Origin of the sequence: Cellulomonas taurus, assembly GCF_012931845.1 — a bacterium.
Classification (GTDB): domain Bacteria; phylum Actinomycetota; class Actinomycetes; order Actinomycetales; family Cellulomonadaceae; genus Cellulomonas; species Cellulomonas taurus.
Genome location: NZ_CP051884.1, coordinates 2,838,709 through 2,864,341, shown reverse-complemented (window position 1 = coordinate 2,864,341; position 25,633 = coordinate 2,838,709). Strand labels below are relative to the sequence as shown.

Annotated in this window: 28 protein-coding genes; all 28 read left to right on the top strand. The window is 72.6% G+C overall.

The window, feature by feature from the left end; genetic code table 11:
* The first annotated feature begins 144 nt into the window (after positions 1–144).
* The 28 genes from HGK68_RS13275 (at position 145) to HGK68_RS13135 (ending at position 25,605) form a co-directional block, all read left to right on the top strand.
* A complete protein-coding gene (locus HGK68_RS13275; RefSeq protein WP_169167125.1) occupies positions 145–486 on the top strand; it encodes a flagellar basal body rod protein FlgB in 342 nt (113 codons plus the stop codon).
* Positions 486–890 (top strand): flagellar basal body rod protein FlgC, encoded by a 405-nt coding sequence (locus HGK68_RS13270; protein ID WP_169166394.1) that lies wholly within the window; start codon positions 486–488, stop codon positions 888–890. Before HGK68_RS13275 ends, HGK68_RS13270 begins: the two co-directional genes overlap by 1 nt.
* Entirely contained in the window at positions 887–1,192 is a 306-nt protein-coding gene (gene fliE, locus HGK68_RS13265) for a flagellar hook-basal body complex protein FliE (protein WP_169166393.1), read from the top strand. The genes HGK68_RS13270 and fliE overlap by 4 nt, the downstream gene beginning before the upstream one ends.
* On the top strand, positions 1,192–2,796 hold the full coding sequence (fliF, locus tag HGK68_RS13260; protein ID WP_169166392.1) for a flagellar basal-body MS-ring/collar protein FliF: 1,605 nt from the start codon (positions 1,192–1,194) through the stop codon (positions 2,794–2,796). The genes fliE and fliF overlap by 1 nt, the downstream gene beginning before the upstream one ends.
* Entirely contained in the window at positions 2,796–3,809 is a 1,014-nt protein-coding gene (fliG, locus tag HGK68_RS13255) for a flagellar motor switch protein FliG (protein WP_169166391.1), read from the top strand. Before fliF ends, fliG begins: the two co-directional genes overlap by 1 nt.
* Positions 3,802–4,410, top strand: a complete 609-nt coding sequence (locus HGK68_RS13250) for a FliH/SctL family protein (RefSeq protein WP_169166390.1) — start codon at positions 3,802–3,804, stop codon at positions 4,408–4,410. The genes fliG and HGK68_RS13250 overlap by 8 nt, the downstream gene beginning before the upstream one ends.
* A 41-nt stretch (positions 4,411–4,451) precedes the next feature.
* Positions 4,452–5,801, top strand: coding sequence for a FliI/YscN family ATPase (locus HGK68_RS13245; RefSeq protein ID WP_169167124.1), 1,350 nt, complete (start codon positions 4,452–4,454; stop codon positions 5,799–5,801).
* Positions 5,798–6,238 (top strand): flagellar export protein FliJ, encoded by a 441-nt coding sequence (locus HGK68_RS13240; RefSeq protein WP_169166389.1) that lies wholly within the window; start codon positions 5,798–5,800, stop codon positions 6,236–6,238. The genes HGK68_RS13245 and HGK68_RS13240 overlap by 4 nt, the downstream gene beginning before the upstream one ends.
* A complete protein-coding gene (locus HGK68_RS16280) occupies positions 6,235–6,969 on the top strand; it encodes a C40 family peptidase (RefSeq protein ID WP_169166388.1) in 735 nt (244 codons plus the stop codon). Before HGK68_RS13240 ends, HGK68_RS16280 begins: the two co-directional genes overlap by 4 nt.
* Positions 6,966–8,486, top strand: a complete 1,521-nt coding sequence (locus HGK68_RS13230; RefSeq protein WP_169166387.1) for a flagellar hook-length control protein FliK — start codon at positions 6,966–6,968, stop codon at positions 8,484–8,486. The genes HGK68_RS16280 and HGK68_RS13230 overlap by 4 nt, the downstream gene beginning before the upstream one ends.
* A 12-nt stretch (positions 8,487–8,498) precedes the next feature.
* Positions 8,499–8,957 carry a flagellar hook capping FlgD N-terminal domain-containing protein gene (locus tag HGK68_RS13225; protein ID WP_169166386.1) on the top strand — a complete coding sequence of 153 codons (459 nt, stop codon included), beginning with the start codon at positions 8,499–8,501 and terminating at the stop codon, positions 8,955–8,957.
* Positions 8,958–8,978: 21 nt separating this feature from the next.
* Positions 8,979–10,169, top strand: coding sequence for a flagellar hook protein FlgE (locus HGK68_RS13220; protein WP_169166385.1), 1,191 nt, complete (start codon positions 8,979–8,981; stop codon positions 10,167–10,169).
* A 376-nt stretch (positions 10,170–10,545) separates the two neighbouring features.
* Positions 10,546–10,854 (top strand): flagellar FlbD family protein, encoded by a 309-nt coding sequence (locus HGK68_RS13210; protein ID WP_246260373.1) that lies wholly within the window; start codon positions 10,546–10,548, stop codon positions 10,852–10,854.
* A complete protein-coding gene (locus tag HGK68_RS13205) occupies positions 10,854–11,621 on the top strand; it encodes a motility protein A (protein WP_169166383.1) in 768 nt (255 codons plus the stop codon). The genes HGK68_RS13210 and HGK68_RS13205 overlap by 1 nt, the downstream gene beginning before the upstream one ends.
* Positions 11,618–12,523, top strand: coding sequence for an OmpA/MotB family protein (locus HGK68_RS13200; protein ID WP_169166382.1), 906 nt, complete (start codon positions 11,618–11,620; stop codon positions 12,521–12,523). The genes HGK68_RS13205 and HGK68_RS13200 overlap by 4 nt, the downstream gene beginning before the upstream one ends.
* Position 12,524: 1 nt before the next feature.
* Positions 12,525–13,055, top strand: a complete 531-nt coding sequence (locus tag HGK68_RS13195; RefSeq protein WP_169166381.1) for a flagellar basal body-associated FliL family protein — start codon at positions 12,525–12,527, stop codon at positions 13,053–13,055.
* A 256-nt stretch (positions 13,056–13,311) separates the two neighbouring features.
* Positions 13,312–14,160: a FliM/FliN family flagellar motor switch protein gene (locus HGK68_RS13190; RefSeq protein WP_246260371.1), complete on the top strand. Its 849-nt coding sequence runs from the start codon at positions 13,312–13,314 to the stop codon at positions 14,158–14,160.
* Positions 14,160–14,873, top strand: coding sequence for a flagellar motor switch protein FliN (gene fliN / locus HGK68_RS13185; RefSeq protein WP_169166379.1), 714 nt, complete (start codon positions 14,160–14,162; stop codon positions 14,871–14,873). Before HGK68_RS13190 ends, fliN begins: the two co-directional genes overlap by 1 nt.
* An 8-nt stretch (positions 14,874–14,881) precedes the next feature.
* The gene (locus HGK68_RS13180; RefSeq protein ID WP_169166378.1) at positions 14,882–15,628 is read left to right on the top strand and encodes a flagellar biosynthetic protein FliO; all 747 of its coding nucleotides are present in this window, start codon (positions 14,882–14,884) and stop codon (positions 15,626–15,628) included.
* A complete protein-coding gene (gene fliP, locus HGK68_RS13175) occupies positions 15,625–16,497 on the top strand; it encodes a flagellar type III secretion system pore protein FliP (protein ID WP_169166377.1) in 873 nt (290 codons plus the stop codon). The genes HGK68_RS13180 and fliP overlap by 4 nt, the downstream gene beginning before the upstream one ends.
* Positions 16,497–16,766, top strand: coding sequence for a flagellar biosynthetic protein FliQ (locus HGK68_RS13170; protein WP_169166376.1), 270 nt, complete (start codon positions 16,497–16,499; stop codon positions 16,764–16,766). Before fliP ends, HGK68_RS13170 begins: the two co-directional genes overlap by 1 nt.
* On the top strand, positions 16,766–17,524 hold the full coding sequence (locus HGK68_RS13165; RefSeq protein ID WP_169166375.1) for a flagellar biosynthetic protein FliR: 759 nt from the start codon (positions 16,766–16,768) through the stop codon (positions 17,522–17,524). The genes HGK68_RS13170 and HGK68_RS13165 overlap by 1 nt, the downstream gene beginning before the upstream one ends.
* A complete protein-coding gene (locus HGK68_RS13160; RefSeq protein WP_169166374.1) occupies positions 17,521–18,681 on the top strand; it encodes an EscU/YscU/HrcU family type III secretion system export apparatus switch protein in 1,161 nt (386 codons plus the stop codon). Before HGK68_RS13165 ends, HGK68_RS13160 begins: the two co-directional genes overlap by 4 nt.
* Before the next feature lie 11 nt (positions 18,682–18,692).
* Positions 18,693–20,765 carry a flagellar biosynthesis protein FlhA gene (locus HGK68_RS13155; RefSeq protein WP_169166373.1) on the top strand — a complete coding sequence of 691 codons (2,073 nt, stop codon included), beginning with the start codon at positions 18,693–18,695 and terminating at the stop codon, positions 20,763–20,765.
* Positions 20,743–21,993 carry a hypothetical protein gene (locus tag HGK68_RS13150; protein WP_169166372.1) on the top strand — a complete coding sequence of 417 codons (1,251 nt, stop codon included), beginning with the start codon at positions 20,743–20,745 and terminating at the stop codon, positions 21,991–21,993. Before HGK68_RS13155 ends, HGK68_RS13150 begins: the two co-directional genes overlap by 23 nt.
* Before the next feature lie 248 nt (positions 21,994–22,241).
* Positions 22,242–22,592 (top strand): carbon storage regulator CsrA, encoded by a 351-nt coding sequence (gene csrA, locus HGK68_RS16275; RefSeq protein WP_169166371.1) that lies wholly within the window; start codon positions 22,242–22,244, stop codon positions 22,590–22,592.
* A gap of 212 nt (positions 22,593–22,804) precedes the next feature.
* The gene (locus HGK68_RS13140; protein ID WP_281358351.1) at positions 22,805–25,192 is read left to right on the top strand and encodes a chemotaxis protein CheA; all 2,388 of its coding nucleotides are present in this window, start codon (positions 22,805–22,807) and stop codon (positions 25,190–25,192) included.
* Positions 25,189–25,605, top strand: coding sequence for a chemotaxis protein CheW (locus HGK68_RS13135; protein ID WP_169166369.1), 417 nt, complete (start codon positions 25,189–25,191; stop codon positions 25,603–25,605). The genes HGK68_RS13140 and HGK68_RS13135 overlap by 4 nt, the downstream gene beginning before the upstream one ends.
* Positions 25,606–25,633: the final 28 nt, after the last annotated feature.

Genomic DNA, 25,633 nt, shown 5'->3' with positions numbered 1-25,633 from the left:
CCTGACCTGCGAAGACGGCGCAAAAAACCTCTCATCGTGACGACGCGGTGACCGATGGGGACAGCGAGCACGGATCGCTCGCGCAGCAGGCCACGGATCGGCCGACCAGGAACCACCCTCGAAGAGGATCACTGGCCGATGGGCATGTTCGACTCCGTGAGCTTCGTCGCGCTCTCCAGCGCCCTTGACGGTCTGGCGCTGCGCCAGCGCACCATCGCCGAGAACGTGGCGAACATCCAGACCCCGGGCTACCACGCCAAGCGGGTCAGCTTCGAGGACGCCCTGACCCGCGCCGTCTCGAACGGCAGCGGTGCTGCGACCGCCTCGGTGGCGCGCTCCCTGGAGCCCACCCGCGAGGACGGCAACAACGTCAACCTCGACACCGAGACCCTGCTCAACGTCGACACGAACCTGCGCTACCAGCTGGCCACGCAGGCGATCGACGGCACCTTCTCGTCCATCCGCTCCGCGATGAGGACCTCCTGATGACCACCTTCGGGGCGATCGGCATCGCCAGCACCGGCATGACCGTCTACCGCAAGTGGATCGACGCGGTGTCGGACAACCTGTCCAACCTGAACACCGTGCGGCCCACCAACGAGGCCGCCTACCAGGCGAAGTACGTGGTCGCCTCGGAGATCTCCGCCCAGAACGGCGGCGGCGCCCAGGTGAGCGGCATCGCCCTGGGGTCCGCCGAGGGCCGGATGGTCTACGAGCCCACGAACCCGCTGGCGGACGCCGACGGCTACGTCAAGTACCCCGACATCGACATGGCCAGCCAGATGGGGCAGCTCATCATGGCGCAGCGCGGCTACCAGGCGAACGCCGCGGTGGTCGACCGGGCCAAGGCCTCCTACGAGGCAGCTCTCCAGATCGGACGCAACGCATGAGCATCAGCCCCGTGTCCGGCGTGACCGGCACCTCCTACCTGCCCGCCCTGAGCCCCGCCACGACGACGAACGCGGTCGGCGACAACGGGTTCTCGAACGTCCTGAGCGGCGCGATCACCAACGTCACCCAGGCGCAGTCGACCAGCAACGAGCTCGCGATCAAGGCCGTCTCCGGTGACCTGGACGACGTGCACGACTACACGGTGGCCGCCGCCGAGGCGAAGCTCCAGCTCGAGCTGACCGCCGCCGTCCGGAACAAGGCGGTCGACGCCTTCACCGAGATCATGAGGATGCAGGCCTGATGCCCGCCCAGGTGAAGTCGATGTTCGGCCGCCTCACCGGTGCGGTCAAGCAGTTCAGCCTCCCGCAGCGCACCTTCGCGCTGATCGCGGTCGCTGCCCTGGTCCTCGGCGGGATCGCGCTGGCGAACTGGGCCGCCAAGCCCACGATGAGCCCGCTGTTCTCCGGCCTGTCGGCGTCGGACGCGTCCGCCGTGGTGGACCAGCTCAACTCGGAGGGCGTGAAGTATCAGCTCACCGACGGCGGTGCCACCGTGATGGTGCCCAACGACCAGCTGTACTCGATGCGGCTCAAGCTGGCCGCCGCCGGTCTGCCGGCGAACGAGGACGGCGACGGCTACTCGCTGCTCGACGGCATGTCGATGACGTCCAGCGAGTTCCAGCAGCAGACCACCTACCAGCGCGCCATCGAGGGCGAGCTGGCCAAGACCATCGGCGCGATGTCCGGTGTCGACTCGGCCAGCGTGAAGCTCGCGCTGCCGACCGACTCGGTGTTCGTCTCCGAGAAGCAGGACCCGACCGCCTCGGTGTTCATCCGCACCAAGACCGGCACCACGCTGTCCACCGATCAGGTCGAGGCGATCGTGCACCTGGTCTCCGCCGGGATCGAGGGCATGAAGGCCACCGACGTCGCGGTGATCGACGCCTCCGGCCAGGTGCTGTCCGCGGTCGGCACCGGTGTCGCGGGTGCCTCCGGCAACCAGACCACCACCGACTACGAGTCCCGGGTCACCACCGCCGTCCAGGCGCTGCTCGACCAGGTGCTCGGCACCGGCAAGTCGGCGGTCACCATGACCGCGGACCTGGACTACGACCAGACCCAGCGCACCACCGAGGAGTTCACCGCCGCGGAGAACGTGCCGCCGTTGGCCTCCTCGACCACCACCGAGGAGTACACCGGCACCGGTTCCGGCAACGCCACCGGTGTGCTCGGCCCGGACAACATCGCGGTACCGAACGGTGACGGCAACGGGGACGGCTCGTACAAGAGCACCTCGGAGGACGTGAACAACGCCGTCAACAAGGTCACCGAGGTCACCCAGCAGGCACCGGGTTCGGTGCGCCGCCAGTCGCTGGCCGTCGCGGTGGACACCACGGCGTCCGCCGGGGTCGACATGGCGCAGCTGACCGCGATGCTGTCGGCGGCGGCCGGGATCGACGCGGCCCGCGGCGACACGATCGCGGTGCAGCGGATGGCCTTCGACACCACCGGTGCCGACGCCGCCGCCCAGGCACTGGCCGCCGCGGACGCCGAGAGCGCCGCCGCCGCCCGCGAGTCGATGATCCGCCAGGCGGCCATCGCCGGGGCGCTGCTCCTGCTGGTCATCATCATCGGGATCGTGCTGGCCCGTCGCTCGCGCCGCGCCCGCCGGGAGGCGCTAGACATCGGCGAGCTGACCACCGTGATGGAGCCGCCGGCCGACCTGCCGGAGCTGGAGGAGCCCGCGGACATCCCTCCCGCCCTGCCTGGACCCGCTGAGGTCGACCCCGTCGCCGAGTCGCTGGCGGTCAAGCGGGCCGAGATCTCCGCCCTGGCCGACGAACAGCCCGGTGAGGTCGCCGACCTGCTCCGCGGCTGGATGAGCAACCCGGCAGGACGGCGCTGATGTCCACCACGACGATCGGACTGAGCGGGACCCAGAAGGCCGCCATGCTGCTGCTGCAGCTCGGCCGCGAGCGGGCAGCCCGGGTGATGGCCCAGCTCGACACCGCCGAGATCGAGGAGCTGACCGCGGAGATCATGCGGTTGGAGCGGCTCGACCCGGGGGTCGCCGACGAGGTGATCGAGGAGTTCTACCAGGCATCCGCGATCGGCCCCACGGTCGGCGGCGGTCTCGGCGCCGCGACCCAGCTGCTCGAAGGGGCGCTGGGCCGGGACGAGGCGGCCGGGATGATCGAGCGGCTGCAGACCTCGATGGCCGGTCAGCCCTTCGAGTTCCTGCAGCACGCCGACGCCCGTCAGGTGCTCTCGTTGCTGAACGGCGAGCACCCGCAGGCGGTCGCCCTGGTGCTGGCCCACCTGCGCCCGGAGCACGCCTCGGCGATCCTGGCCGGTCTGCCCGGCGAGCGTCAGGCCGAGGTCGCGCACCGCATCGCCCTGATGGAGCGGGCATCCCCGGATGTGGTCCAGGTGATCGCGGAGAGCCTGCAGCGCAAGGCCTCCACCGTGCTCACCCCGAACGAGATGGCGGCGATCGGTGGCGTGCAGCCGCTGGTCGAGATCATCAACCGCGCCGACCCCACCACGGAGAAGCTGATCCTGGAGGGGCTGACCAGCCGGGACGAGTCGCTGGCCGACGAGGTGCGCAGCCGGATGTTCGTGTTCGGGGACATCGTCCTGCTCGAGGACCGCGCCATGCAGCTGGTGCTGCGCGGGGTGGAGACCAACGAGCTGTCCGTGGCCCTCAAGGGTGCCGCCCCGGAGGTGCGGGAGAAGATCCTGCGCAACCTCTCCGAGCGTGCCCGGGAGAACCTGGAGGAGGAGATCGAGCTGCTCGGCCCGGTGCGCCTGTCCCAGGTCGAGGAGGCCCGCGCCGGCATCGTCCAGGTGATCCGTCGCCTGGAGGAGTCCGGGCAGATCGTGATCCGCCGCGAGGGCGAGGACGAGTACGTTGCCTGAGACCTTCACCCCCGCCTTCGCGGGTGCCGTGCCGGCGCAGCAGACCGGCGACTCGCGGGCCGCCGGCTACGCCGCGGGCTACGCCAGCGGTTATGCCGCCGGAGCCCGGGAGGCGGCCCGGGCCGCCGAACTGGAGGCCGAGCGGGTCCGCGCCGAGTTGCTGCTCGCCGAGTCCCGGCGGGAGGCCGACCACCAGGCGGCGCTGGCGACGCTGGCGGCCGCTGCCCGAGCCGCCGCCGACCGTGCCCTGCCGGTGCTGGTCGACGCGGAGCAGGCGCTGGTCGCGGCGGCGGTCGAGCTGGCCGCCGCGGTGCTGGGCCGGGAACTGTCCGACGCCGACACCTCCGCCCGCGCGGCGTTGGGTCGGGTGCTCGCGGCCGCCCCCGGCGCCGGGCTGCACACCGTGCGACTGCACCCCGCCGACCTGGCGACGCTGCGGGCCGCCGGGGTGGACGTCGACCCGTCGCTGACCGGCGTGCAGCTGGTCGCCGACCCCTCGCTCGCCCCGGGCGATGCGGTGGGGGAGTTCCCCGAGGGCGTGCTGGACGCGCGGATCGGCGCTGCCCTCGACCGCGCCCGCACCGAACTGGCAGCCCGGTGATCCCCGCCCAGCGCGGCGTCGCCGAGCCGCTGTCGGCCCCGGTGACCACCCACGCGTTCTCGCCCGCCGCCGCCCCGCGCTGGCACCGGGCACTGACCGCCGCCGCCCCGGAGCGCACCGGCACCGTCCGCGGTGTGGTCGGCCTGACCGTCGAGGTCGCCGGCACCGGCGCCGCTGTCGGTGAGCTGGTCGGCATCGAGACCGGTATCGGCTCCGACACCGCCGAGACCCTGGCCGAGGTGGTCGCCACCGGTGCCGGTTCCGCGCACTGCATGCCGCTGGGACCCACGCACGGCCTGCGTGCCGGGATGCGGGTCCGCCCGCACCGTCGGGCGCTGTCCGCGCCGGTCGGCCCCGGGCTGCTCGGTCGGGTGCTGGACGGCCTCGGCCGCCCGATCGACGGCAAGGGACCGCTGGTCGGCGTCGACCAGGTCGAGGTCACCGGACACGCGCCGCACCCGCTGGCCCGCGCCCGGGTCGACCAGCCGCTGGAGCTCGGCGTGCGGGTGCTGGACACCCTGGTCTCCGCCGGTCGGGGACAGCGGCTCGGCCTGTTCGCCGGGTCCGGCGTCGGCAAGTCGAGTCTGCTGTCGATGATCGCCCGGGGCACCGAGGCCCAGGTGTCGGTGATCGCGCTGGTCGGTGAGCGTGGCCGTGAGGTGCGCGAGTTCCTGGAGGACGACCTCGGCCCCGAGGGACTGGCCCGCTCCGTGGTGGTGGTCGCCACCTCCGACGAGCCGCCCGCGGTCCGCCTGCGCAGCGCGTTCGTCGCGACCCGGATCTCCGAGTGGTTCCGGGACCGCGGCGACGACGTGGTGCTGATGATGGACTCGCTCACCCGGGTCGCGATGGCCCAGCGCGAGGTCGGCCTGTCGGTCGGCGAGCCGCCGGCCACCCGGGGCTACCCGCCGAGCACCTTCGCCCTGCTCGCCCAGCTCCTGGAGCGTGCGGGCACCGGTCCGGTCGGTTCGGTCACCGGGCTGTACACCGTGCTGGTCGACGGTGACGACCACAACGAGCCGATCGCCGACGCCGCCCGCTCCATCCTGGACGGTCACGTGGTGCTGGACCGCAAGCTCGCGGTGGCCGGGCACTTCCCGTCGGTGGACGCCCTCGGGTCGATCAGCCGGGTCGCCTCCCGGGTGCTCGACGGTGGGCAGAAGCAGCTCGCCACCCAGCTGCGCCGGGTGATGGCCGCCCGCCGTCAGGCCCAGGACCTGCTGGACGTGGGTGCCTACGTGTCCGGCTCGAATCCGCTGGTCGACGCCGCCGTCACCCACGCCGCGGCGATCGACGACTTCCTGCGCCAGGGGATGGACGAGGCGGCACCCGCCGCACAGTCCTGGTCCCGGCTGGCCGCCCTGGTCGACGCGATGGGGGAGATCCGATGAGCGCGTTCCGTCTGGCAGGTCTGCTCCGGCTGCGTTCCCTGGCCGAGGAGCAGGCGGCCGTCGAGCTGGCCGGTGCCACCCGGTCCCGGGACGCGGCGGTCGCCCGGCGGGTCGCCACCGAGGAGGCCCTGGGCGCGGCGCAGTTCCCGCTCGGCAACAACCCGACTGCGATGCGGGCGATCATCGCCAGCCGTCTGGCGCTGAGCGGTCTGCTGGTCGAGCAGCGGGCGCTGACCGTGGCCGCCCAGCAGGTGATGGACGAGCGCGCCGACGACTGGTCGGCCGCCCGCACCCGGACCCGCACGCTGGAGAAGCTGGAAGAGAAGCACGTCACCGCCGAGACCGAGGCCGACCAGCGCGCCGAGCAGATCGTGCTGGACGAGATCGCCGGTCGCCGTGGTGGCTCGCGGCCCACCGTGCCGGGGGAGGACGCATGACCGGCATCGCCGCGGTGCAGGCCCGGATCGCCGAGTTGCAGGCGGCCTTCACCCCGACCGTCAGCACCCCGACCGTCAGCACGTCCGCCGTGAGCACCGAGCCGGTCTTCGCCCAGGCGCTCTCCGCGGCCCAGGCCACCACCACGCCCGCGGCCTCCGGCTCCACCGTCACCGGTGAGGCGCTGGTCGAATCCGCGAAGAAGTACCAGGGCACTCCGTACGTCTGGGGCGGTGAGTCACTCGCCGAGGGCGGGCTCGACTGCTCCGGGCTGGTGCAGCGTGCCCTCGCCGACCTCGGGGTCACCGACATCCCGCGCACCGCCCGGCAGCAGATGACCCTGGGCCAGGAGGTGCCGTCGCTGGACCAGGCACGGCCGGGCGACCTGGTGGTCTTCGGCGGTGGCTCGCACATCGGGATCTACGTCGGCGACGGCAAGATGATCGACGCGCCGAAGCCCGGCGACCAGGTCCGGATCCGGGACGTCTACACCGAGCCGACCACCATCCGCCGCATCCTGCCGTCGGCCGCCGAGGTCGCCGGCCCGGCGACCGCGAGCTGGGGTGCCGCCACCACGGCCGGCCCGGCCACCACGTCCACCACGGACACCTCGACCGCCGCCGGGCAGACCGCCCTGGCCCTGCTCGCCGGGAACGGGGCGACCACCGGGCTGTTCTCCGGCGCCACCCCGCCCACCACCGACCTGTCAGCCCTGTGGGGAGCGACCGCATGACCATCGTGCAGAACACCGTCCTGAACCGGACCGGGGCCGTCTCCGAGGCCGCCCGCACCGGCACCCGGTCCACCGGCTTCGACGCCGTGCTGGCCGGTGCCGTCCGCGACGACCGGAGCGCCACCCGCACCCCCGACCGGGCCGGGGCGGACCGCAGCCGGACCGACCGCGCCGTCACCGCCGACCGTGCCGCCGCCGACCGCCAGCGCGCGACCACCGACCGCGCCGCCGCCGCCGACCGCAGCCGCGCTGCCGCCGACCTCCGCGACCAGGCCGCCGCCGACCGAGCCGACCGCAGCCGGGCCGCCGCCGCCCGGAACAAGGACGCCGCCGACACCCGCACGGTGCAGCGCGACCGGACCGCCGCCGACCGCGCCGACCGGATGGCCGCGCAGCACGACGGCGCGACCACCGCGTCCGACGCCGCCCCGGCCGACCCGGCTGCCACCACCGACTCCACCGCCGGGTCGGCCGCCACCACCGACCCTGCGGCCACGACCGACCCCACCGCCGGGCCGAGCGCGGCACCGGTGCCCGCGGTCGAGTCGATGCCGAACCCCGTCGACGCCGCCCCGGCGCTGCCGACCACCCCGGCGCCGGCAGAGCCGCAGGTCCCCACCGCCCCGATCCTCGCGGCCCCGACAGCCGCGGTGGCGACCGAGGACGCGACCACCCCGCAGCCGGTGTCCGACGAGTCCACCCCTTCCGCTGCGCAGCCGACCAACCCGGAGGAGTCGGCTGACGACGCCGCCCCGGTCGACCCCGCCGTCACCGTTCCGTCCGACGCGGCGACCGCCCCGGCCGGCACGGCCTCCGGCGCCGCACCGACCGTCGCCGTCCCGGCGGCCGCCCCGGCCCCGGCCACGGCGTCGTCGGACACCCGGCTGGCACCGGAGATGGTGGCCGCTGCCGTCGGCCCGCGGGCCGCCGAGGCAGCCGTCGCGGCGACCACCTCGACCACCGCCACCGCTGCCCCGGCCCCTGCCGCCTCCGGTCAGCCCACCGCCGCCGTGGCACCGCAGGCAGCGTCGGCCCCCGCGGTGCAGGTCGGTGCCGTCACCCTGGCGACCGCCACCCGCGACACCGCCGCCCCGCTGGCCGACCAGCTGGCGGGCAAGCTCGCCGAGCAGCTGCCCGGCCTGCGCGCCGCCGGTCCCGGTCGGCACGTGCTGACCATGACGGTCACGCCGGAGCACTTCGGCACGGTCCAGGTCGTGGCGCACATCGGACCGGAGTCGATGCGGGTCGAGCTGGTCGGCGCCACCGACGCCGGTCGGGACGCCCTGCGGGCCGCACTGCCGGACCTGCGCCGCGATCTGGCTCAGCAGCCGGGTCTGGCCGCCGATGTGCAGCTGGGGGAGTCGCAGACCGGCGGCACCGACCAGCGCGGCACCGACCCCCGTGCGCCCCGTCCGACCTCCGGCCAGGCAGTCCCCGCCGCCGTGACCGGACAGCCCGAGTCCACCCCCACCGTCCGCCCGATGTCCGCCGCCGGCGGGCTCGACCTCCTGGTCTAGAGGAGCAGCCCCATGTCCGTCGACGTCAGCTACATCACCGGGGGCACCGGCAGCACCGGTGCCACCCCCAAGACCGCCTCCAACGAGCTGGACCGGCAGGCGTTCCTGAACCTGTTCGTCGCCCAGCTCAAGTACCAGGACCCGTCCAGCCCGATGGACACCTCCGCGATGATGGCGCAGACCACCCAGCTGTCCACCATGGAGTCGCTGGAGGAGATGACCGCCACCTCCCGCGAGACCTTCGCCCTGCAGATGCGGATGTCCGCCGCCGACCTGGTCGGCAAGCAGGTGTCCTGGGTCGACGAGGACAAGAAGACCCAGAACGGCACCGTCTCCGGTGTCTCCTACTCCGGCTCGGTGCCGGTCGTCCTGATCGGCGACAAGCAGATCAGCCTGAACTCCATCTCCTTCGTCGCGACACCGGGCGGGCCCACCGAGCTCCCCGAGACGACCGACGACACCCAGTCCTGACCCATCCGAAGGGATCCGAAGATGCTCCGCTCACTGTTCTCCGGCATCAGCGGTCTGCGTTCGCACCAGACCATGCTCGACGTCACCGGCAACAACATCGCCAACGTCAACACCACCGGCTTCAAGTCCTCGCAGACCCAGTTCCAGGACACCCTCAGCCAGCTGGTCACCGGCGCGGGCGCCGCCCAGCAGGGCACCGGTGGCACCAACCCGGCGCAGGTCGGTCTGGGTGTCCGGGTCGCCGGCATCACCACGTCCTTCACCCAGGGTGCCTCGCAGCTCACCGGCCGCAGCACCGACATGATGATCCAGGGCGACGGCTTCTTCGTGGTCCGCAAGGGCGCGGAGACCTTCTACACCCGCGCCGGGTCCTTCGACTTCGACTCCACCGGGCAGATGACCCTGCCGGGTGACGGCGCGCTGGTCCAGGGCTGGATGGCCGTCAACGGCGTCATCGACACCAACGCCCCGGTCACCGACCTCAAGGTCCCGGCCGGCACCGTGATGGGCGCGGTGGGCACCACCACCGGTTCCTTCCTCGGCAACCTGCCCTCGGACGCCGCCACCGGCACCACCAAGTCGCTCGACCTGGAGGTCTACGACGCCCAGGGCAACGCGCGGGACATCACCCTGACCCTGACCAAGGGCGCCACCGGCTGGAGCATGTCGGCGACGGACGGCACCGCCACCTACCCGGCGACCGGCACCCCGGAGGCGATGACCTTCGACGCCTCCGGCAAGCTGACCTCCGCCGGCTCCTTCACCCTGGGCGGCGTGACCGTGGACCTGTCCACCATCACCGGCTACGCCTCGGTCGACACCGTGGCCACCGGCACCCAGAACGGTCGCTCCGCCGGGACGCTGCAGTCGTTCCAGCTCGGCGCGGACGGCACCATCACCGGGTCGTTCTCCAACGGTCTGAAGCAGGCCATCGGCCGGATCGCCCTGGCGAACTTCACCAACCCGGCCGGTCTGCAGAAGGCCGGCGGCTCGCTGTTCGGCTCGTCGGTCAACTCCGGTGAGGCCCAGGTCGGCGTCGCCGGTGCCGGTGGCCGCGGCTCGCTGGCCGGTGGCGCACTGGAGATGTCCAACGTGGACCTGTCCAGCGAGTTCACGTCGCTGATCATCGCCCAGCGCGGCTTCCAGGCGAACTCCCGCGTCATCACCACCTCCGACGAGGTCCTCCAGGAGCTCGTCAACCTCAAGCGCTGACCCCGCGCCCCCTCTCTCCCGCCGAGACTACGGAAACCGACGCTCAGCCCCGCTGCACGCGTCGATATCCGTAGTCTCGGCGGGCGCCGGGGGGTCAGACGCGGGGCTCCGCGGCCGCGGGAGGCTCGGAAGGGGGGGGGGGGGGGGGGGGGGGGGGGGGGGAGGGGGGGGGGGGGGGGGGGGGGGGGGGGGGGGGGGGGGGGCCGCCGGAGGCTCAGACGCGAGTCTCGGCGGCCGCGGAAGGCTCGGAAGAGAGTCTCGGCGGCTGCCGGAGGCTCAGGAATGGGTCGTGGCGGCCGATGGGGGAGGTATCGAAGGCCCACGGATGGGCCGAGTTCGTGCAACAGACCAGGGATGGGATACGGCCGTGATCGTCGTGACGCGCTTGAATGGGGCCCAGTTCGGGGTCAACCCCGACCTGCTCCAGCGCGTCGACAGCGCGCCGGACACCATCCTCACCCTCATCGACGGGACGAAGTACATCGTCCGCGAGTCGATGGTCGAGGTGATCGCGCGGGTCAACGAGCACCGCGCGCAGCTCCTGGCCCGAGCGCAGGAGATCCAGGCGGATCCGACCCCTGCCGTCGAGCTGGTCCGGGACACCCCGGCACCGGCCCACGCCCAGGACGCTGAGGATTCGACCCCGCTCGCCGACCCTGTTCCCCTCCGTCCCAGGAGTCGTTGATGGACCCCGCAGGTTTCATCGGTCTGGTCGTCGCCTTCGGCGCGATCTTCGGCGCGCTGCTCATGGAGGGCGCCGACCCGATGTCGATCTTCCTGCCCGCACCGCTGCTGCTGGTGTGGGTGGGCACGATCGGCGTGGGGATCGCCGGGCACACGATCAAGGACGTCATCGCGTCCTTCGCCGCCGTGCCGCGCGCCTTCATGAACAAGATCCCGGACCCCTCGACCACGGTGGACACCCTGGTCTCGCTGGCGGACCGGGCGCGTCGCGAGGGCCTGCTCGCGCTGGAGGACGCCGCCAAGGACATCGACGACCCGTTCCTGCGCGGCGGTCTGCAGTCGGCGATCGACGGCACCGACCCCGATGACCTCCGGCTGATCCTGGAGGACAAGATCGCCACCAAGCGGTCCCGGGAGAAGGTCTGGTCCAAGTACTTCGCCGACATGGGTGGCTACGCGCCGACCATCGGCATCATCGGCACCGTCATCTCCCTGGTGCACGTGCTGGAGAACCTGTCCGACCCGTCCAGCCTGGGCCACTCGATCGCCGCCGCCTTCGTCGCGACCCTGTGGGGCATCCTGTCGGCGAACGTGGTGTGGCTGCCGATCGGCGCCCGGATCAAGCGGTTCTCCGACCTGGAGTGCCAGCAGATGGAGGTCACCCTCGAGGGCCTGCTCGCCGTGCAGGCCGGGGCGAACCCGCGCCTGGTCGGTGAACGGCTGCGCAGCCTGCTGCCCGAGCAGGCCGCCGCGAAGGAAGCGGCATGAGCACCACCGCCAAGGGTCGCCGTCGCGGCCACGAGGAGGAGGAGCACGTCAACCACGAGCGGTGGCTGGTGTCCTACTCCGACATGATCACGGTGCTGATGGCGCTGTTCATCGTGTTGTTCGCGATCTCCCAAGTCGACCAGGAGAAGTACGTCCAGCTGAAGGCATCGCTGGCGGCGGGCTTCGGCGACGGGTCGGTGAACCAGTCGGTGCTGGACGGGTCCGAGGGGATCATGGACGGCACCTCCGCCGCGGCGGACGCCCCCGATGTCGGCACCGCCGGCGTGGTGGACGCCGACGAGGGGCTGGGCATGCAGGCCGCCGACCCGGCGACCAACCCGGATCCGGCCGCCCAGGTGGACGCCGCGACCCTGGCAGCGGCCCAGGCCGAGGCCGCGCACCTGGAGGAGGTCAAGGCGAAGATCACCGCCGCACTGGCCGCCCAGGGCCTGGACGGGACCGTGCGGTTCCGGATCGACGAGCGGGGCCTGGTGCTCGGCCTGGTCGCGGACGACGTGTTCTTCGCCCCGGCCTCCGCCCAGCTGACGCCCACGGCGCAGGCGGTGCTGGACAACGCGGCGCCGACCCTGGTGGGCCTGAACGAACAGATCGCGGTCGAGGGGCACGCCAACACCATCCCGGTGTCCGGCCGCTACCCGACCAACTGGGAGCTCTCGTCCGACCGTGCCACCCAGGTGCTCCGGCGCCTGGTGGAGAACGACGGACTCCCCGGAGCCCGGGGCCAGGCCACCGGGTTCGGCGACACCCGCCCCCTGGTCCTGGGGACGGGCGACGACGCCATGACCGCCAACCGGCGGGTCGACATCGTGATCCTCAGCGCGGCGCCGGAGACGGTGCGCGCCCTGCTGCCCACCGTGGCGGCCGACGGAACGGAGGGGTGAGATGCCCATCGAACAGCGTGTGATCGGCGGCGGCCAGAAGATCGGCGGCGGCAAGATCGGCGGGAGCCCCGCCAAGGAGGAGCCGGCCGCCGAGGAGCCGAAGAAGAAGTCCAAGAAGCTGCTCATCATCATCGCCGCTCTGGTGATCGTGGTCGGTGGCGCGGCTGCCTACTTCTTCCTGCTCAAGCCCGGTGGATCGGGCGAACCGGCGGCCGAGCCGGAGCCGGAGCCGGGCGAGGTGCTGACGGTCGAACCGATCAGCCTGAACCTCGCCGACGGGCACTACCTGCGTCTGGGCTTCGCCATGCAGATGACCGCGGACGCGGCGGCGGGCGAGGGTGAGGGCGAGGGCGGGATCGACACCTCCAAGGCGATCGACACCGCCATCGAGCTGTACTCCGGCCGCACCGTGGCCGAGGTCTCCGGCACCGACAGCCGGGTCGCGTTGAAGGACCAGTTCCTGGCCCAGCTCAACGACGGGTACCACGACACGGTGCTGGAGGTGAACTTCACCAACTACGTGACGCAGTAGCACCACAGCAGTCGCGGCGCCATGGAGGGCGCCACATCGCCACGGAGCACGACCCACCCATGGAGGGCGGGAGCCGTGGATCGGCAGGACGTTCCCGGATGAACCGGACGACCTTGCGGACTCATGCCGACGACCCCTCAACACGCCCGCACCCGGGCCGATGGGGGACAGCGTGACGGTCCACACCCCGGGGCAGACCCCCGCACGCTCCAGGCGGCGCACGCACGCCCCCGAGCCCTACGACTTCCGTCGGCCCATGACGATGGCCCGCGAGCACGCCCGGGTGCTGGAGATGGCCTTCGAGACCTTCGCCCGGCAGTGGGGCAACCAGCTCACCGCTCGGCTGCGCGCGATGGCTCAGGTCACCTTCGACCAGCTGACCCTGACGTCCTACGACGAGTACGTCCGCTCGTTGCCCGGCACCACGACGATGATGCTCTGCTCCGTCGAACAAGCCCGGCAGACCGCGGTCGTCCAACTGCCGCTCAGCACCACGATGAACTGGATCGACTTCCTGCTCGGCGGCCCCGGCATCGGTGACGCCGAGGAGCGGGAGCTGACCGAGATCGAGTTCACCCTGGTGCGCGGCCTGATGCAGGCCACCCTGGGCGACCTCGGGTACGCGTTCGCCGCGCTGACCCCGCTGGAGGTGAACCTCCGCTCGGTGCAGTACAACCCGCAGTTCGTCCAGGTGGTCCCCGCCTCGGACGCGGTGCTGGTCGCGGGGTTCACCCTGCGGATCGGCGAGCGCGAGGACGTCGCCACCGTGATGTTCCCGGCCGAGCTGCTGCTGGGCGCCGTGCGCGCCGGTGACGGCACCTCCGGCCGCTCCGACGAGGACCAGCGTGCCCACGACACCGCCGTGGCCGACCTGGAGTCCGCCGTCGAGGACGTGCCGGTGGAGATCGCCGTCCGGTTCGCCCCGATCACCGTCCGCCCCCGTCAGGTCGTGGACCTGGCGGTCGGCGAGGTCATCCCCCTGTCCCACCCGTCGTCCCAGCCGCTTGACGTGGTGGTGGACGGCGTGGTCCTGGCCCGAGCCGCCGCGGGGAACAACGGTTCCCGCCTGGCCTGCATGGTCGTCACCGTCGAGGAGAAGCACTGATGAACGCCCAGACCATCGCCGACACCGCAGCGGTCGCCCTGTCCGCCGCGGCCGCCGCCGCCCGCCTGCTGCCCGCCGCCACCCCGCTGACCCCGGCCGCCGCCCCTGCCGGGCAGGCCCCGGCCGCGGACGCGGTCGCCGTGGTCGCCAGCTTCGTCGGGCCGAACAGCGCCGATGTGCTGCTGGTCGCGGACCAGGCGGTGCGGGACGCCCTGATCGCCGGTGCGCCGGACGGCACGCCGCTGGATCTGGCCGACGCGCTGCGCCCCGCCCTGGAGGCGGCGGTCGCCGAGCTGGGTGCCGGTGTCCTGGAGTCCGCCCGGACCGAGCCGGTGTCCGCCGCGCTCGCCCCCGACGCGTCCCTGGTGGCCCTGACCGGTGAGGACGGCAGCGCCCAGGCGTGGTTCGCGCTGCGGCTGCGCGCCGAGCCGACCGCCCAGGCCGGCGGCGTCCCCACCCAGCGCGCCAGCCTCAACGTGCTCTACGACGTGGAGATGACCCTCACCGCCGAGCTGGGCCGCACCAAGTTGCCGGTCCGCCAGGTGCTGGAGCTCACCCCGGGCGCCGTGCTGGAGCTGGACCGTGCCGCGGGCAGCCCGGCCGACGTGATGGTGAACGGCAAGCTGATCGCCCGCGGCGAGGTCGTCGTGATCGACGAGGAGTTCGGCATCCGGATCACCGAGATCGCCCGCGGCGACGAGACGCAGGGCTGAGCTCACTCATGGACACACTGGTGCTCGCCGCGCGGACCGCGCTGGCGCTGGCCTGCGTGCTCGGCCTGATCTGGGTCGTGGCACGCAAGGCCGGGTGGGGCAAGGCCGGCCGTCGCGCCGCCGGACCCGCCATCGAGGTGGTCGGTCGTCAGGCCCTGGGCCGGCACGCCGGCGTCGCGGTGCTGGCGATCGGCGAGCGTCGGCTGCTGGTCGGCTTCGGCGAGCAGCAGGTCACCATGCTGAGCGAGCTGGACTCGGTCGAGGCGGAGGACGCCGCTGCCGTCACCGAGCCCGTCACCGCGCCCGTCACCGTGCGGGGTCGGCTGGACAAGCCGCTGTTCTCCTGGCGCAAGCCGGGGCCGGTACCGACCGTCGAGGCCGCACCGGCCGGTGCCCCCGTGCCCTCGGCCGACTTCGCGCAGACGTTGGCCGCCGCGCAGGCCGAGTCGGATGCTCCGGCGACCGCCGCCGTCGGCACCGACCCGACCACCGCGGCCGCCGTGGCCCTGGTGGCGGCGAACTCCGCGCTGACCAGTGCCGCCCGGCTGATGCCGTCCGCGGTCCCCGCCCAGCGCTCGGCCGGCGAGCACCGGGCCATCCCCGGTCTGGCCGGTTCCCAGCTCGCCGACGTCGACCTGGACAGCTCCCCGGCTCCGGTCGCCGCCAGCGGTGGATCCCTGGACGGCTCGATCCTGGCGCCGTCCACCTGGAAGCAGGCGGTCTCCGCCCTGCGGGAGCGGACGGTGCGGCGATGAGCGCCACCGTCCTGACCGGTGAGCTGCGGATCGCCGCCCGTCGTCGCGCCCCGCGCCTGGTCCTGATCGCCGCCGGTGCCCTGCTGGTCGCCCTGCTGCTGCTGACCCTGGCGGCCACCGCCGGTCACGCCGCCCCGGTGCCGCCCGCCGACCCGGCCGCCCCCGCGGCCCCGGCTCTGCCCACCGACCCGGGCACCGGCCAGGTCTCGGTGTCGGTCAACGGGGTGAACGGCACGCCGTCCAGCTCCGTGGTGGTGCTGATCGGCATCACGCTGTTGTCCATCGCGCCCTCGCTGCTGCTGATGATGACCGCGTTCACCAAGATCTTCGTGGTGCTGTCCCTGACCCGGAACGCCCTCGGACTGCAGGGCGTCCCGCCGAACCAGGTGATCGCCGGGCTCGCGCTGTTCCTGTCCCTGTTCGTGATGGCGCCGGTGCTCAGCCAGGTCAACGACCTCGGTGTCCAGCCCTACCTGGACGGCACCCTGGACTTCCAGCAGGCCATCGACGCGGGCTCCGCGCCGCTGCGCGACTACATGCTGGGGCACACCCGCCAGGAGGACCTGGCGCTGATCACCCGGGCCGCCGACCAGGCGAACCCGGAGTCGCCGGACACCGTGCCGATGCTGACCCTGATCCCGGCCTTCATGCTCTCCGAGCTGCGGTCCGCGTTCATCATCGGCTTCGTCATCTTCATCCCGTTCCTGGTGATCGACCTGGTCGTCTCCTCGGTGCTGATGAGCATGGGCATGATGATGCTGCCGCCGGTGATGGTGTCGCTGCCGTTCAAGCTGCTGCTGTTCGTGCTGGTCGACGGCTGGGGACTGATCGTCACCGCCCTGATCGGCGCCGCGACGGGTGGTGGCTGATGGATACCTCCGCCGTCCTCGACATCGGCCTGGACGCCCTGATCGTCGCCGCCAAGCTCTCCGCCCCGGTGCTGATCACCGCCCTGGTGATCGGGTTCGCCGTCTCCCTGGTGCAGTCGGTGACCCAGATCCAGGAGGTCACGCTGTCCTTCGTGCCCAAGGCGATCGGTGCGGCCGTGGCCCTGCTGGTCTGCGGGCACTGGATGATCGCGGAGATGGTGACCTTCACCAGCCAGCTGTTCGGCCAGATCCCGGAGCTGCTGGGCTGATGGACGTCACGCTGTCGCTGGCCGCCGTGCAGACCGCCATGCTGGCCGGGGTGCGGTTCGCCGCGTTCCTGGTCATCGCCCCGCCGTTCGCCCACCGTGGCATCCCCGGCCGGGTCAAGGCGATGCTGTCGGTCGGTCTCGCGCTGGCGGTGCTGCCCCGGCTGGAGCAGCACGAGATCGCCACCACCGGTCAGTTCCTCGGGGAGCTGGTCATGCAGGTGGTGATCGGCGGCGGCCTGGGCTTCCTGGTGTCGATGGTGTTCAGCGCGGTGCAGGCGGCCGGTGGGCTGATCGACCTGTTCGGCGGCTTCCAGCTGGCGCAGGCCTTCGACCCGATGAGCCAGACCTCCGGCGCGCAGTTCGGCAAGCTCTACCAGTGGACCGCGCTGGCGCTGCTGTTCGCCTCCGGTGGCTACGGCGTGCTGATCGCCGGGATGGCCCGCTCGTTCGACGCGCTGCCGCTCGGCTCCTCGCTGGACCTGGCCCAGATGGCCTCCGCGGTGACGACCGGGATCGGCGACATGTTCCTGGCCGCCCTGCAGATCGCGGGCCCGCTGCTGGCCGTGCTGTTCCTGACCGATGTCGGCCTCGGCCTGCTGACCCGGGTGTCGCCGGCGCTGAACGCCTTCGCGCTCGGTTTCCCGCTGAAGATCTTGATGACCGTCACCTTCGCCGGCTTCGTGTACCTGGCGATGCCGGGCGTGATCAACGGCCTGGCCAACGACGCGGTCGAGACCCTGCTCGGAGTGGCGGGATGAGCGGCGGCAAGGACTCGGGGGAGAAGACCGAGAAGGCATCCGCCCAGCGGATGAAGGAGGTGCACAAGGAGGGCAAGCTCTCCCGGTCCACCGACCTGTCCGCCTGGATCGGCCTCGCCGCCGCCGCGATCACCCTGCCGATGGTCGCCAACAACGCCTCGCAGGCTGCCCGGGAGCAGATGAGCGCCGTCTCGGACGCCATCGCCGACCCGGACGCGGGGACCGTCACCCAGCTGCTCTTCGACGGGCTGGGCACCATCATCGGCACCCTGACCCCGATGTTCGTCGTCGTCGTGCTGGCCGTGCTGATCACCGCCGTCGCCCAGGGCGGCGTGCACGTGAAGAAGTTCAAGCCGCAGGTCCAGCAGTTCAACCCGGTCAACGGGGTGAAGCGGCTGTTCGGCAAGCAGTCCTGGTGGGAGGGCGCGAAGACGCTGATGAAGACCCTGGTGGTCGGCGTCGTGCTCTACAGCGTGGTCCAGGGCCTGCTGCCGAAGCTGATGGTCTCGGGCAGCATCCCGCTCCCGCACATCCTGGGCGTCGCCGGTGACGGCATGACCCAGCTGCTCCGGCTCGGCATCGCCGCCGGTGTGCTGCTCGCGGTGATCGACGTGATCGTCGTGATCCGCCGCAACCGCCAGCACACCCGGATGTCCAAGCAGGAGCTGAAGGAGGAGAACAAGCGCACCGAGGGCGACCCCCTGGTCAAGGGCCAGATCCGGTCCAAGCAGATGGCGATGTCCCGCAACCGGATGATGTCCGCCGTCGCCGACGCCGATGTCGTGATCGTCAACCCGACCCACGTCGCCGTCGCCCTGCGCTACCAGCCCGGCACCGGGGCGCCCCGCCTGGTCGCCAAGGGTGCGGGCGCGGTCGCCGCCAAGATCCGTGAGCGGGCCACCGAGCAGCAGGTCCCGATGATCGAGGACATCCCGCTGGCCCGTGCCCTGCACGCCGCCTGCGAGATCGACCAGGAGATCCCGACCTATCTGTTCACCGCCGTCGCGCGGGTGCTCGCCTTCGTCATGCAGCTCAAGCGCCGCGGTGCGGCGATGGGCAAGCACACCATCCCCGGTGGCTCCGTGGCCCCCGAGGACGTCCCCACCACTCCCGCGGCTGCCCGCAAGGCACTCCGCGACGCCACGACAGCCGCCTGAAGGAATCCGCGATGAAGAACCGGTCGATCTCCCAGCTCGCCGTCCCGGTGGGCGTGGTCGGCATCGTCCTGCTGCTGGTGGTGCCGTTGCCCGCCGCCCTGCTGGACGTGCTGATCGCGGTCAACATCACCGCCTCCCTGGTGATCCTGCTGACCGCGATGTACGTCAAGCGCCCGCTGGACTTCAGCGTCTTCCCGTCGCTGATCCTGGTGTTCACCCTGTTCCGGCTGGGCCTGAACGTCGCCTCCACCCGGTTGGTGCTGCGGGACGGCTTCGCCGGTCAGGTGATCGACGCCTTCGGTCACTTCGTGGTCGGCGGCTCGCTGGTGATCGGCCTGGTGATCTTCCTGATCCTGGTCGTGATCCAGTTCGTCGTGATCACCAACGGTGCTGGCCGGGTCGCCGAGGTCGGCGCGCGGTTCACCCTGGACGCGATGCCCGGCAAGCAGATGGCGATCGACGCCGACCTGAACTCCGGCCTGATCGACGAGGACACCGCCCGGCAGCGTCGCGCCGACGTGGCCGCCGAGGCCGACTTCTACGGTGCGATGGACGGTGGGTCGAAGTTCGTCAAGGGCGACGCCATCGCCGGCATCGTCATCACCCTGATCAACCTGATCGGTGGCTTCGTGATCGGTATGGCCCAGATGGGGCTGTCGATCAACGAGTCGCTGGAGAAGTTCTCCCTGCTGACCATCGGCGACGGCCTGGTCACCCAGATCCCGGCGCTGCTGCTGTCGGTGTCCACCGGCATCGTGGTCACCCGGGCCACCGCCGAGGGCGACATGGGCACCGCGGCGTCCAAGCAGCTGATGCAGTCCCAGTCGGCGCTGATGATCGCGGGCTGCGGTGCGATCGCGCTGGCCCTGTTGCCGTCGATGCCGAAGCTGCCGTTCGTGCTGGTCGGCGCCGCGCTGATCGTGGCCGCGCAGCGGGTGCGGGCCACCCAGAAGAAGGAGGCGGCCGCCGCCGAGCAGTCGGCGCAGATCACCGCCACCGCCGCCCCGGCCAACGCGGACACCCCCGAGGCGCTGATCGAGCAGATGCGGGTGCACGCCCTGGAGATCCTGCTGGCCCCCGACCTGGTCGACCTGGTCGGCAACGGCCCGGACCAGGACCTGCTGCACCGGGTGCGGGGCCTGCGCCGCAAGATCGCGATGGACCTCGGCATCGTCGTGCCCCCGGTGCGGACCCGGGACTCGGTCGACCTGCCCCGTTCCACCTACGTGGTGCGGATCTCCGGCGTCGAGGTCGGCCGCGGCGAGACCCCGTCCGGCAAGGTGCTGGCCCTCGGCGACGACCTGGCCGCCCTGCCCGGGCAGTCCACCGTCGAGCCGGTGTTCGGTCTGCCCGGCAAGTGGGTGCCCGCCGAGCTGCGGCACGCCGCGGAGATGGCCGGTGCCACCGTGGTCGACCGGGTGTCGGTGCTCATCACCCACCTGGGCGCGATCATCAGCCGCAATGCGCCCCGGCTGCTCGGCCGCGAGGACGTCCGGGTGCTCACCGAGGGCGTCAAGCAGGTCAACCCGTCCGTGGTGGATGAGCTGATCCCCGGCCTGATGTCGCTGGGCGAGGTGCAGCGCGTGCTGCAGGGCCTCCTCGCGGAGGAGGTGCCGATCCGCGACCTGGGCCGGATCTACGAGGCGCTCACCCTGCGCGCCAAGGTGTCCACCGACCCCGAAGGACTGGTCGAGGCCGCCCGCGGTGCCCTCGGCCCGGCGCTGGCGGCGCAGTACGTCGCCGACGGTGTGCTGCGGGTGCTCACCCTGGACCCGGTGTGGGAGCAGCAGCTGGTCGAGGCGCTGCGCCCCTCGGAGACCGGCACGCAGATCGTCGCCGACCCCAGCCGCCTGGAGACCATGCTCGAACGGCTGCGTCTCGCGGTCGCCGAGGCGGAGGCGACCGGTCGCACGGTCGTCCTGGTGTGCGCCCCCGCCCTGCGGCCGGCCCTGCACAAGGTGATGCTGCTCGGCGGGCCGGGCACCGACCGGCTGCCCGTGCTGTCCTACTCCGAGGTCACCGGTGGTGGCGTGCGGATCGAGACCGTCGGGACGGTGACCGGTGCCCACGCGATTGCTGCTTGAGGGTCCGGACCTGTCCGAGCTGATGGGGCAGGTGCGGGCGGAGTTCGGTCCCACCGCCCGCATCATCCGGGCCGAGCGGGTGCGCACCGGGGGACTGGCCGGGTTCTTCGCCCGGGAGCGCTACGAGCTGACCATCGACGTGCCCGACGGCCCGGCTGCCCCGGCGGCGCCGAGTCTGCGCGCCCGGCGCGCGGCGCTCGCGGGCCAGACCGGTGCGGCGTCCACCGGGCTGACCGGGATGGACGCGCTCTTGGCGGCCGCCGACGCCGCCGACGGAGCACCCGCCTTGGACGCGGTGCCCACCCAGTCCAGCCCCGACGACGCACCCCGGGTGTCCACCGGTGAGGCGGCCTTCGCCGACCTGCTGGACCAGATGCGCGCGATGTCCGGCCTGCCGCCGGAGGACCGCGTGGTCGAGGTCGCGGTGGAGGAGGATGCCGACGCGGTGACCCCCGACGCGGTGACCCCCGGCGCGGTGATCCCCGACGCCGGTGACCCCGCCGCCCGGGTGTTCGCACCGATGACCCCGGCCCCTGCGCCCACCACGGCCCCGGCCGCCGGCTCGCCGGCCTCGGGTCAGGTGACCCGCGCGCACCTGGCCGACCTCGGGGTGCCCGAGCACCTGCTGACCATCGTCGGCGACGGGCCGGTGCAGCTGTCCCGGCTGCTCGCCGCCGTGCCGCCCGCCCCGCCGCTGCCGCGCGACCCCGGCTCCGTGCTGGTCGTCGTCGGACTGCCCGAGGACGCGCTCCGGGTCGCCGAGCTGCTGGTGCTCCGGCACACCTCCGGCGGCACCGTCGTCCGGGCCGGGGAACTGGAACCCGGCACCGACCCTTCCCGCCGACTCACCACCCCGGCCGCCGCCACCCGGTGGCGCAGCCGGCTCGAGCGGCACACCGAGCTCACCGTCGTCGCCGTCGGCGTCACCCCGTCCCGGGATCGTGAGGCGGCCGCCGCCGATCTGATAGCCGCCCTCGACCCCTCCCAGCTCTGGGCGGTCGCGGACGCGCGCTCCAAGCCCCGCGACTGCGTGCGCTGGCTCGGTGCCGTCGGGGCCCGCCGCCGGGTGGACGCCCTGGCCGTCACCGGCCTCTTCGACACCAGCGAACCGGGCACCGTGCTCGACCTCCCGGTGCCGGTCGCCTGGATCGACGGTGTGCCCGCCTCCCGGATGGCCTGGGCCGCGGCCCTCACCGAGCACCTGCCCACCGGCACCGACTGGACCTGACCCGCCCCGCGCGCGGCCGTCGGCACCCACACCCACCCACAACCAGGCACCCACGACCAGGCACCGGCGCCCAGGAAGCCACAGCCAGGAAGCCACACCCCGGCACCCGCCCCCGCGCCCGCCGTCCCCCCGCCGAGGGTCGACCTAGGCACCGTCCCCGGCCCGAGATGCGCGCATTTCCCTGCACGCGGCGATCAGTGGGTGTGCGGTGCGATGGTGTGCGCCCGTCGGGCAGGTAGGGTCGGCGCATGCTGGTGCTGAGCAGGCGGGTCGGGGAGCGCCTCGTGATCGGGGACGACATCGTCGTGACCGTGATCGAGGTGCGCAGCGACGGGGTCCGGCTCGGCATCGACGCCCCGCGCTCGGTCGCCGTGCACCGCGCCGAGGTGCTGGAAGCCGTCACCGCCGCCAACGTGGCCGCCGCCTCCGCCGATGACGACGACGCCGAGTCGCTGCGCAGCCTGCTCGCGCCCCGCACCGACGCAGAGCCGCCCGCTCCGGAGCAGACCACCCCCGAGGACGGCACCGGGCAGCAGCCGCGGCCCGACCGGCCCGCGCCCGGCACCCCGCGCCCCGGTCCGCGCCCCACCCAGCACTGACCCGGCGGACGCCACCCCGTCAGCCGGCCCGCTCAGCGCTCGGCCCGCGACCACTCGGCCCGCTCAGCGCTCGGCCCGCGACCACCCGGCCGAGCCCCCGGGCTGGGACCTTCACCCGCCCGCGCGCAGCCCATGCACGGCGAATGCCTCACGCCCGCCCCCCACCGGCCGATGTGCACGGGGAGTCCCCTGAGGAGGCAGACGTGGAGGACATGGACGAGATCGTCCGCGAGTTCCTGGTGGAGAGTCACGAGAACCTGGACCAGTTGGACCAGGACCTGGTGGCTCTGGAGAGTGAACCCGGTTCCCGGGCCCTCATCGCCAGTGTGTTCCGGACCATCCACACCATCAAGGGCACCAGCGGGTTCCTGGCGTTCTCGAATCTGGAGCGGGTCGCCCATGCGGGCGAGAACCTCCTGGTCGAGCTGCGTGACGGTCGTCGACAGATGGATCAGCCGACCACCGATGTGCTGCTGCGACTGGTCGACACCATCCGCGACATCCTGCGCGCCATCGAGGCCGAGGGTGGCGAGGGCACCGTGCAGGTGGACCCGGTGATCGCGGCGATCGAGGCCGTGCAGGCGCGCGACCCGCAGGCAGCCGCCGAGCCGGAGGTCGAGGAGCCGGTCGTGGCCGCCGCCGCGCAGATCATCGAGGCGGCCGCCGAGTCGACACCCGTCGCCCCGGCACCCGAGCCTGCCCCCGTCGCCGAGGCCGGACCCGTGGCGGAGGCAGCTCCGGCGCCCGTCGCCCCGGCAGCGTCGACCCCGGCGACCCCGGCTCCGGTGGCCCAGCCGGCCCCGGCAGCTCCGGTGCAGACCCCGGCACCCGCGGCACAGGCCAAGCCCGCCGAGCCCGCCGCGCACCCGGAGGAGGTCGGCGCCCTGCGCACCGGCGCCGCCGACGCGTCGATCCGGGTGGACGTCGACCTGCTGGACGCCCTGATGCGTCAGGTCGGCGAGCTGGTGCTGGCCCGCAACCAGATCAGCCGTCTCGCCTCCGGCACCGAGGACGTCGACCTCGCCCGCTCCGCGCAGCGACTCAACCTGATCGCGGGTGAGCTGCAAGAGGGCGTGATGAAGACCCGGATGCAGCCGATCGAGCACGTCTGGTCGAAGATGCCCCGGATCGTGCGCGACCTGGCGGCGGTCTGCCACCGCGAGGTCAAGCTGGAGCTCTCCGGTGGTGACACCGAGCTGGACCGCAGCCTGCTGGAGGCGGTCAAGGACCCGCTGACGCACCTGGTGCGCAATGCGGTGGACCACGGCATCGAGTCCGCCGAGGACCGGGTGGCCGCAGGCAAGCCCGGCAAGGGTGAGCTGGCCCTGCGCGCCTACCACGCCTCCGGTCAGGTCGTGGTCGAGGTCGCCGACGACGGTCGGGGCATCGACCCGGAGAAGATCGGCGCCAAGGCGGTCCAGCGCGGCCTGCGCACCCAGGCGCAGGTCGACGCGATGAGCCCGTCCGACCTGCTGCAGCTGCTCTTCCTGCCCGGTTTCTCCACCGCCGAGGCGGTCACTAACGTCTCCGGCCGTGGTGTCGGCATGGACGTGGTGCGGACCAAGATCGAGGCCATCGGTGGCGCGGTCGAGGTCGACTCCGTGGTCGGTCGCGGCACCACCTGGCGGCTGCGCATCCCGCTGACCCTGGCGATCATGCCCGCGCTGACCGTCGAGTCGGCCGGCGACCTGTACGCCATCCCGCAGGTGAACCTGCTCGAGCTGGTGGCGCTGGACTCCCAGCGGTCGGAGTCCGGCATCGAGCACATCCACGAGGCGCCGGTGTACCGGCTGCGCGGGGAGCTGCTGCCGCTGGTGTCGCTGTCCAGCGTGCTGGAGGTGGAGGCGCACAGTGCCGCCCAGGTGATCGCCGTGGTGCAGTCCGACCACCAGCGGTTCGGCCTGCTGGTCGACCGGGTGCTGAACACCGAGGAGATCGTGGTCAAGCCGCTGTCCGCCCGGTTGAAGGCCATCGGCGCCTACGCCGGGGCCACGGTGCTCGGTGACGGTCACGTCGCGCTGATCCTGGACGTGCAGGCGATCGCCCGCCGCGCCCTGGCCGGCGAGCTGGAGTTGGCCGCCCGGGAGGCGCACGCCGCCGCGACCAGCACCGAGGTGCACGAGCTGCAGCAGGTGCTGGTGGTCGGGATCGGTGGTGGCCGACAGGTCGCGATGCCGCTCGCCTCCGTCGCCCGGCTGGAGCACGTCCGTTCGGACCAGGTCGAGTGGGTCGGTGGCCGGGAGGTCGTCCAGTACCGCGGCACCATCCTGCCGCTGGCCCGGCTGGACCGGATCCTCGGTGCCTACGGCGAGGAGGAGTCCTCCGAGCTGCTGCTGGTGGTCTACTCGCGGGCCGGTCGCAGCGTCGGCCTGGTGGTGCGGGAGATCGTGGACATCGTCGACGACGACTCCGCCCGGCACTCCGACATCGAGGACGCCGGCCTGGTCGGCTCCACGGTGCTCGGCGACCGGGTGACCGAACTGCTGGACGTGCGCCGGGCGATCCTGGCGGCGGACGGCGCCTTCTACGACGAGCGGGTCGAGGCGGGCATCGTGCCGACCCAGTTCAGCGCCGATGACCTGGTGGGAGTGACCCGATGAGCCAGTACGTGACCTTCTCGCTGGGCGGCAGCCTGTACGGGGTCAATGTCACCCGGGTGCAGGAGGCCCTGCGCTCGCACACCCGGACCCGGGTCCCGCTGGCACCCCCCGGCGTCTCGGGGCTGGTCAACCTGCGCGGCCAGGTCGTGCTCACGGTGGATCTGCGCCCGAAGCTGGGCCTGGCCCCGCTGGGCGAGGACGCCGAACCGATGATGGTCGTGGTCCAGGTCGACGGTGAGCCGGTCAGCCTGCTCGTCGACGAGATCGGCGACGTGATGGAGGTCGGCCCGGAGTCCTTCGAGGCGCCGCCGGAGACCCTGGACGCCGATCTGCGCCCGCTGATCCTCGGCGCGCACAAGCTGGACGGCCGGCTGCTGCTGGTCCTGGACGTGGACCAGGCCACCGCCGCCTGACCCACACCACGCCCGAGGGCGGACATCC

Bases quoted from the DNA above. Each gene is read 5' to 3' on its own strand.
- HGK68_RS13195 (WP_169166381.1), top strand. From the start codon at position 12,525: ATGCCCATCGAACAGCGTGTGATCGGCGGCGGCCAGAAGATCGGCGGC.
- HGK68_RS13170 (WP_169166376.1), top strand. From the start codon at position 16,497: ATGGATACCTCCGCCGTCCTCGACATCGGCCTGGACGCCCTGATCGTC.
- HGK68_RS13140 (WP_281358351.1), top strand. From the start codon at position 22,805: ATGGACGAGATCGTCCGCGAGTTCCTGGTGGAGAGTCACGAGAACCTG.
- HGK68_RS13220 (WP_169166385.1), top strand. From the start codon at position 8,979: ATGCTCCGCTCACTGTTCTCCGGCATCAGCGGTCTGCGTTCGCACCAG.
- HGK68_RS13190 (WP_246260371.1), top strand. From the start codon at position 13,312: ATGACGATGGCCCGCGAGCACGCCCGGGTGCTGGAGATGGCCTTCGAG.
- fliE (WP_169166393.1), top strand. From the start codon at position 887: ATGAGCATCAGCCCCGTGTCCGGCGTGACCGGCACCTCCTACCTGCCC.
- HGK68_RS13205 (WP_169166383.1), top strand. From the start codon at position 10,854: ATGGACCCCGCAGGTTTCATCGGTCTGGTCGTCGCCTTCGGCGCGATC.
- HGK68_RS13160 (WP_169166374.1), top strand. From the start codon at position 17,521: ATGAGCGGCGGCAAGGACTCGGGGGAGAAGACCGAGAAGGCATCCGCC.
- fliN (WP_169166379.1), top strand. From the start codon at position 14,160: ATGAACGCCCAGACCATCGCCGACACCGCAGCGGTCGCCCTGTCCGCC.
- HGK68_RS13200 (WP_169166382.1), top strand. From the start codon at position 11,618: ATGAGCACCACCGCCAAGGGTCGCCGTCGCGGCCACGAGGAGGAGGAG.
- fliP (WP_169166377.1), top strand. From the start codon at position 15,625: ATGAGCGCCACCGTCCTGACCGGTGAGCTGCGGATCGCCGCCCGTCGT.
- HGK68_RS13135 (WP_169166369.1), top strand. From the start codon at position 25,189: ATGAGCCAGTACGTGACCTTCTCGCTGGGCGGCAGCCTGTACGGGGTC.
- csrA (WP_169166371.1), top strand. From the start codon at position 22,242: ATGCTGGTGCTGAGCAGGCGGGTCGGGGAGCGCCTCGTGATCGGGGAC.
- HGK68_RS13155 (WP_169166373.1), top strand. From the start codon at position 18,693: ATGAAGAACCGGTCGATCTCCCAGCTCGCCGTCCCGGTGGGCGTGGTC.
- HGK68_RS16280 (WP_169166388.1), top strand. From the start codon at position 6,235: ATGACCGGCATCGCCGCGGTGCAGGCCCGGATCGCCGAGTTGCAGGCG.
- HGK68_RS13225 (WP_169166386.1), top strand. From the start codon at position 8,499: ATGTCCGTCGACGTCAGCTACATCACCGGGGGCACCGGCAGCACCGGT.
- fliG (WP_169166391.1), top strand. From the start codon at position 2,796: ATGTCCACCACGACGATCGGACTGAGCGGGACCCAGAAGGCCGCCATG.
- HGK68_RS13270 (WP_169166394.1), top strand. From the start codon at position 486: ATGACCACCTTCGGGGCGATCGGCATCGCCAGCACCGGCATGACCGTC.
- HGK68_RS13275 (WP_169167125.1), top strand. From the start codon at position 145: ATGTTCGACTCCGTGAGCTTCGTCGCGCTCTCCAGCGCCCTTGACGGT.
- HGK68_RS13165 (WP_169166375.1), top strand. From the start codon at position 16,766: ATGGACGTCACGCTGTCGCTGGCCGCCGTGCAGACCGCCATGCTGGCC.
- HGK68_RS13180 (WP_169166378.1), top strand. From the start codon at position 14,882: ATGGACACACTGGTGCTCGCCGCGCGGACCGCGCTGGCGCTGGCCTGC.
- HGK68_RS13230 (WP_169166387.1), top strand. From the start codon at position 6,966: ATGACCATCGTGCAGAACACCGTCCTGAACCGGACCGGGGCCGTCTCC.
- HGK68_RS13240 (WP_169166389.1), top strand. From the start codon at position 5,798: ATGAGCGCGTTCCGTCTGGCAGGTCTGCTCCGGCTGCGTTCCCTGGCC.
- fliF (WP_169166392.1), top strand. From the start codon at position 1,192: ATGCCCGCCCAGGTGAAGTCGATGTTCGGCCGCCTCACCGGTGCGGTC.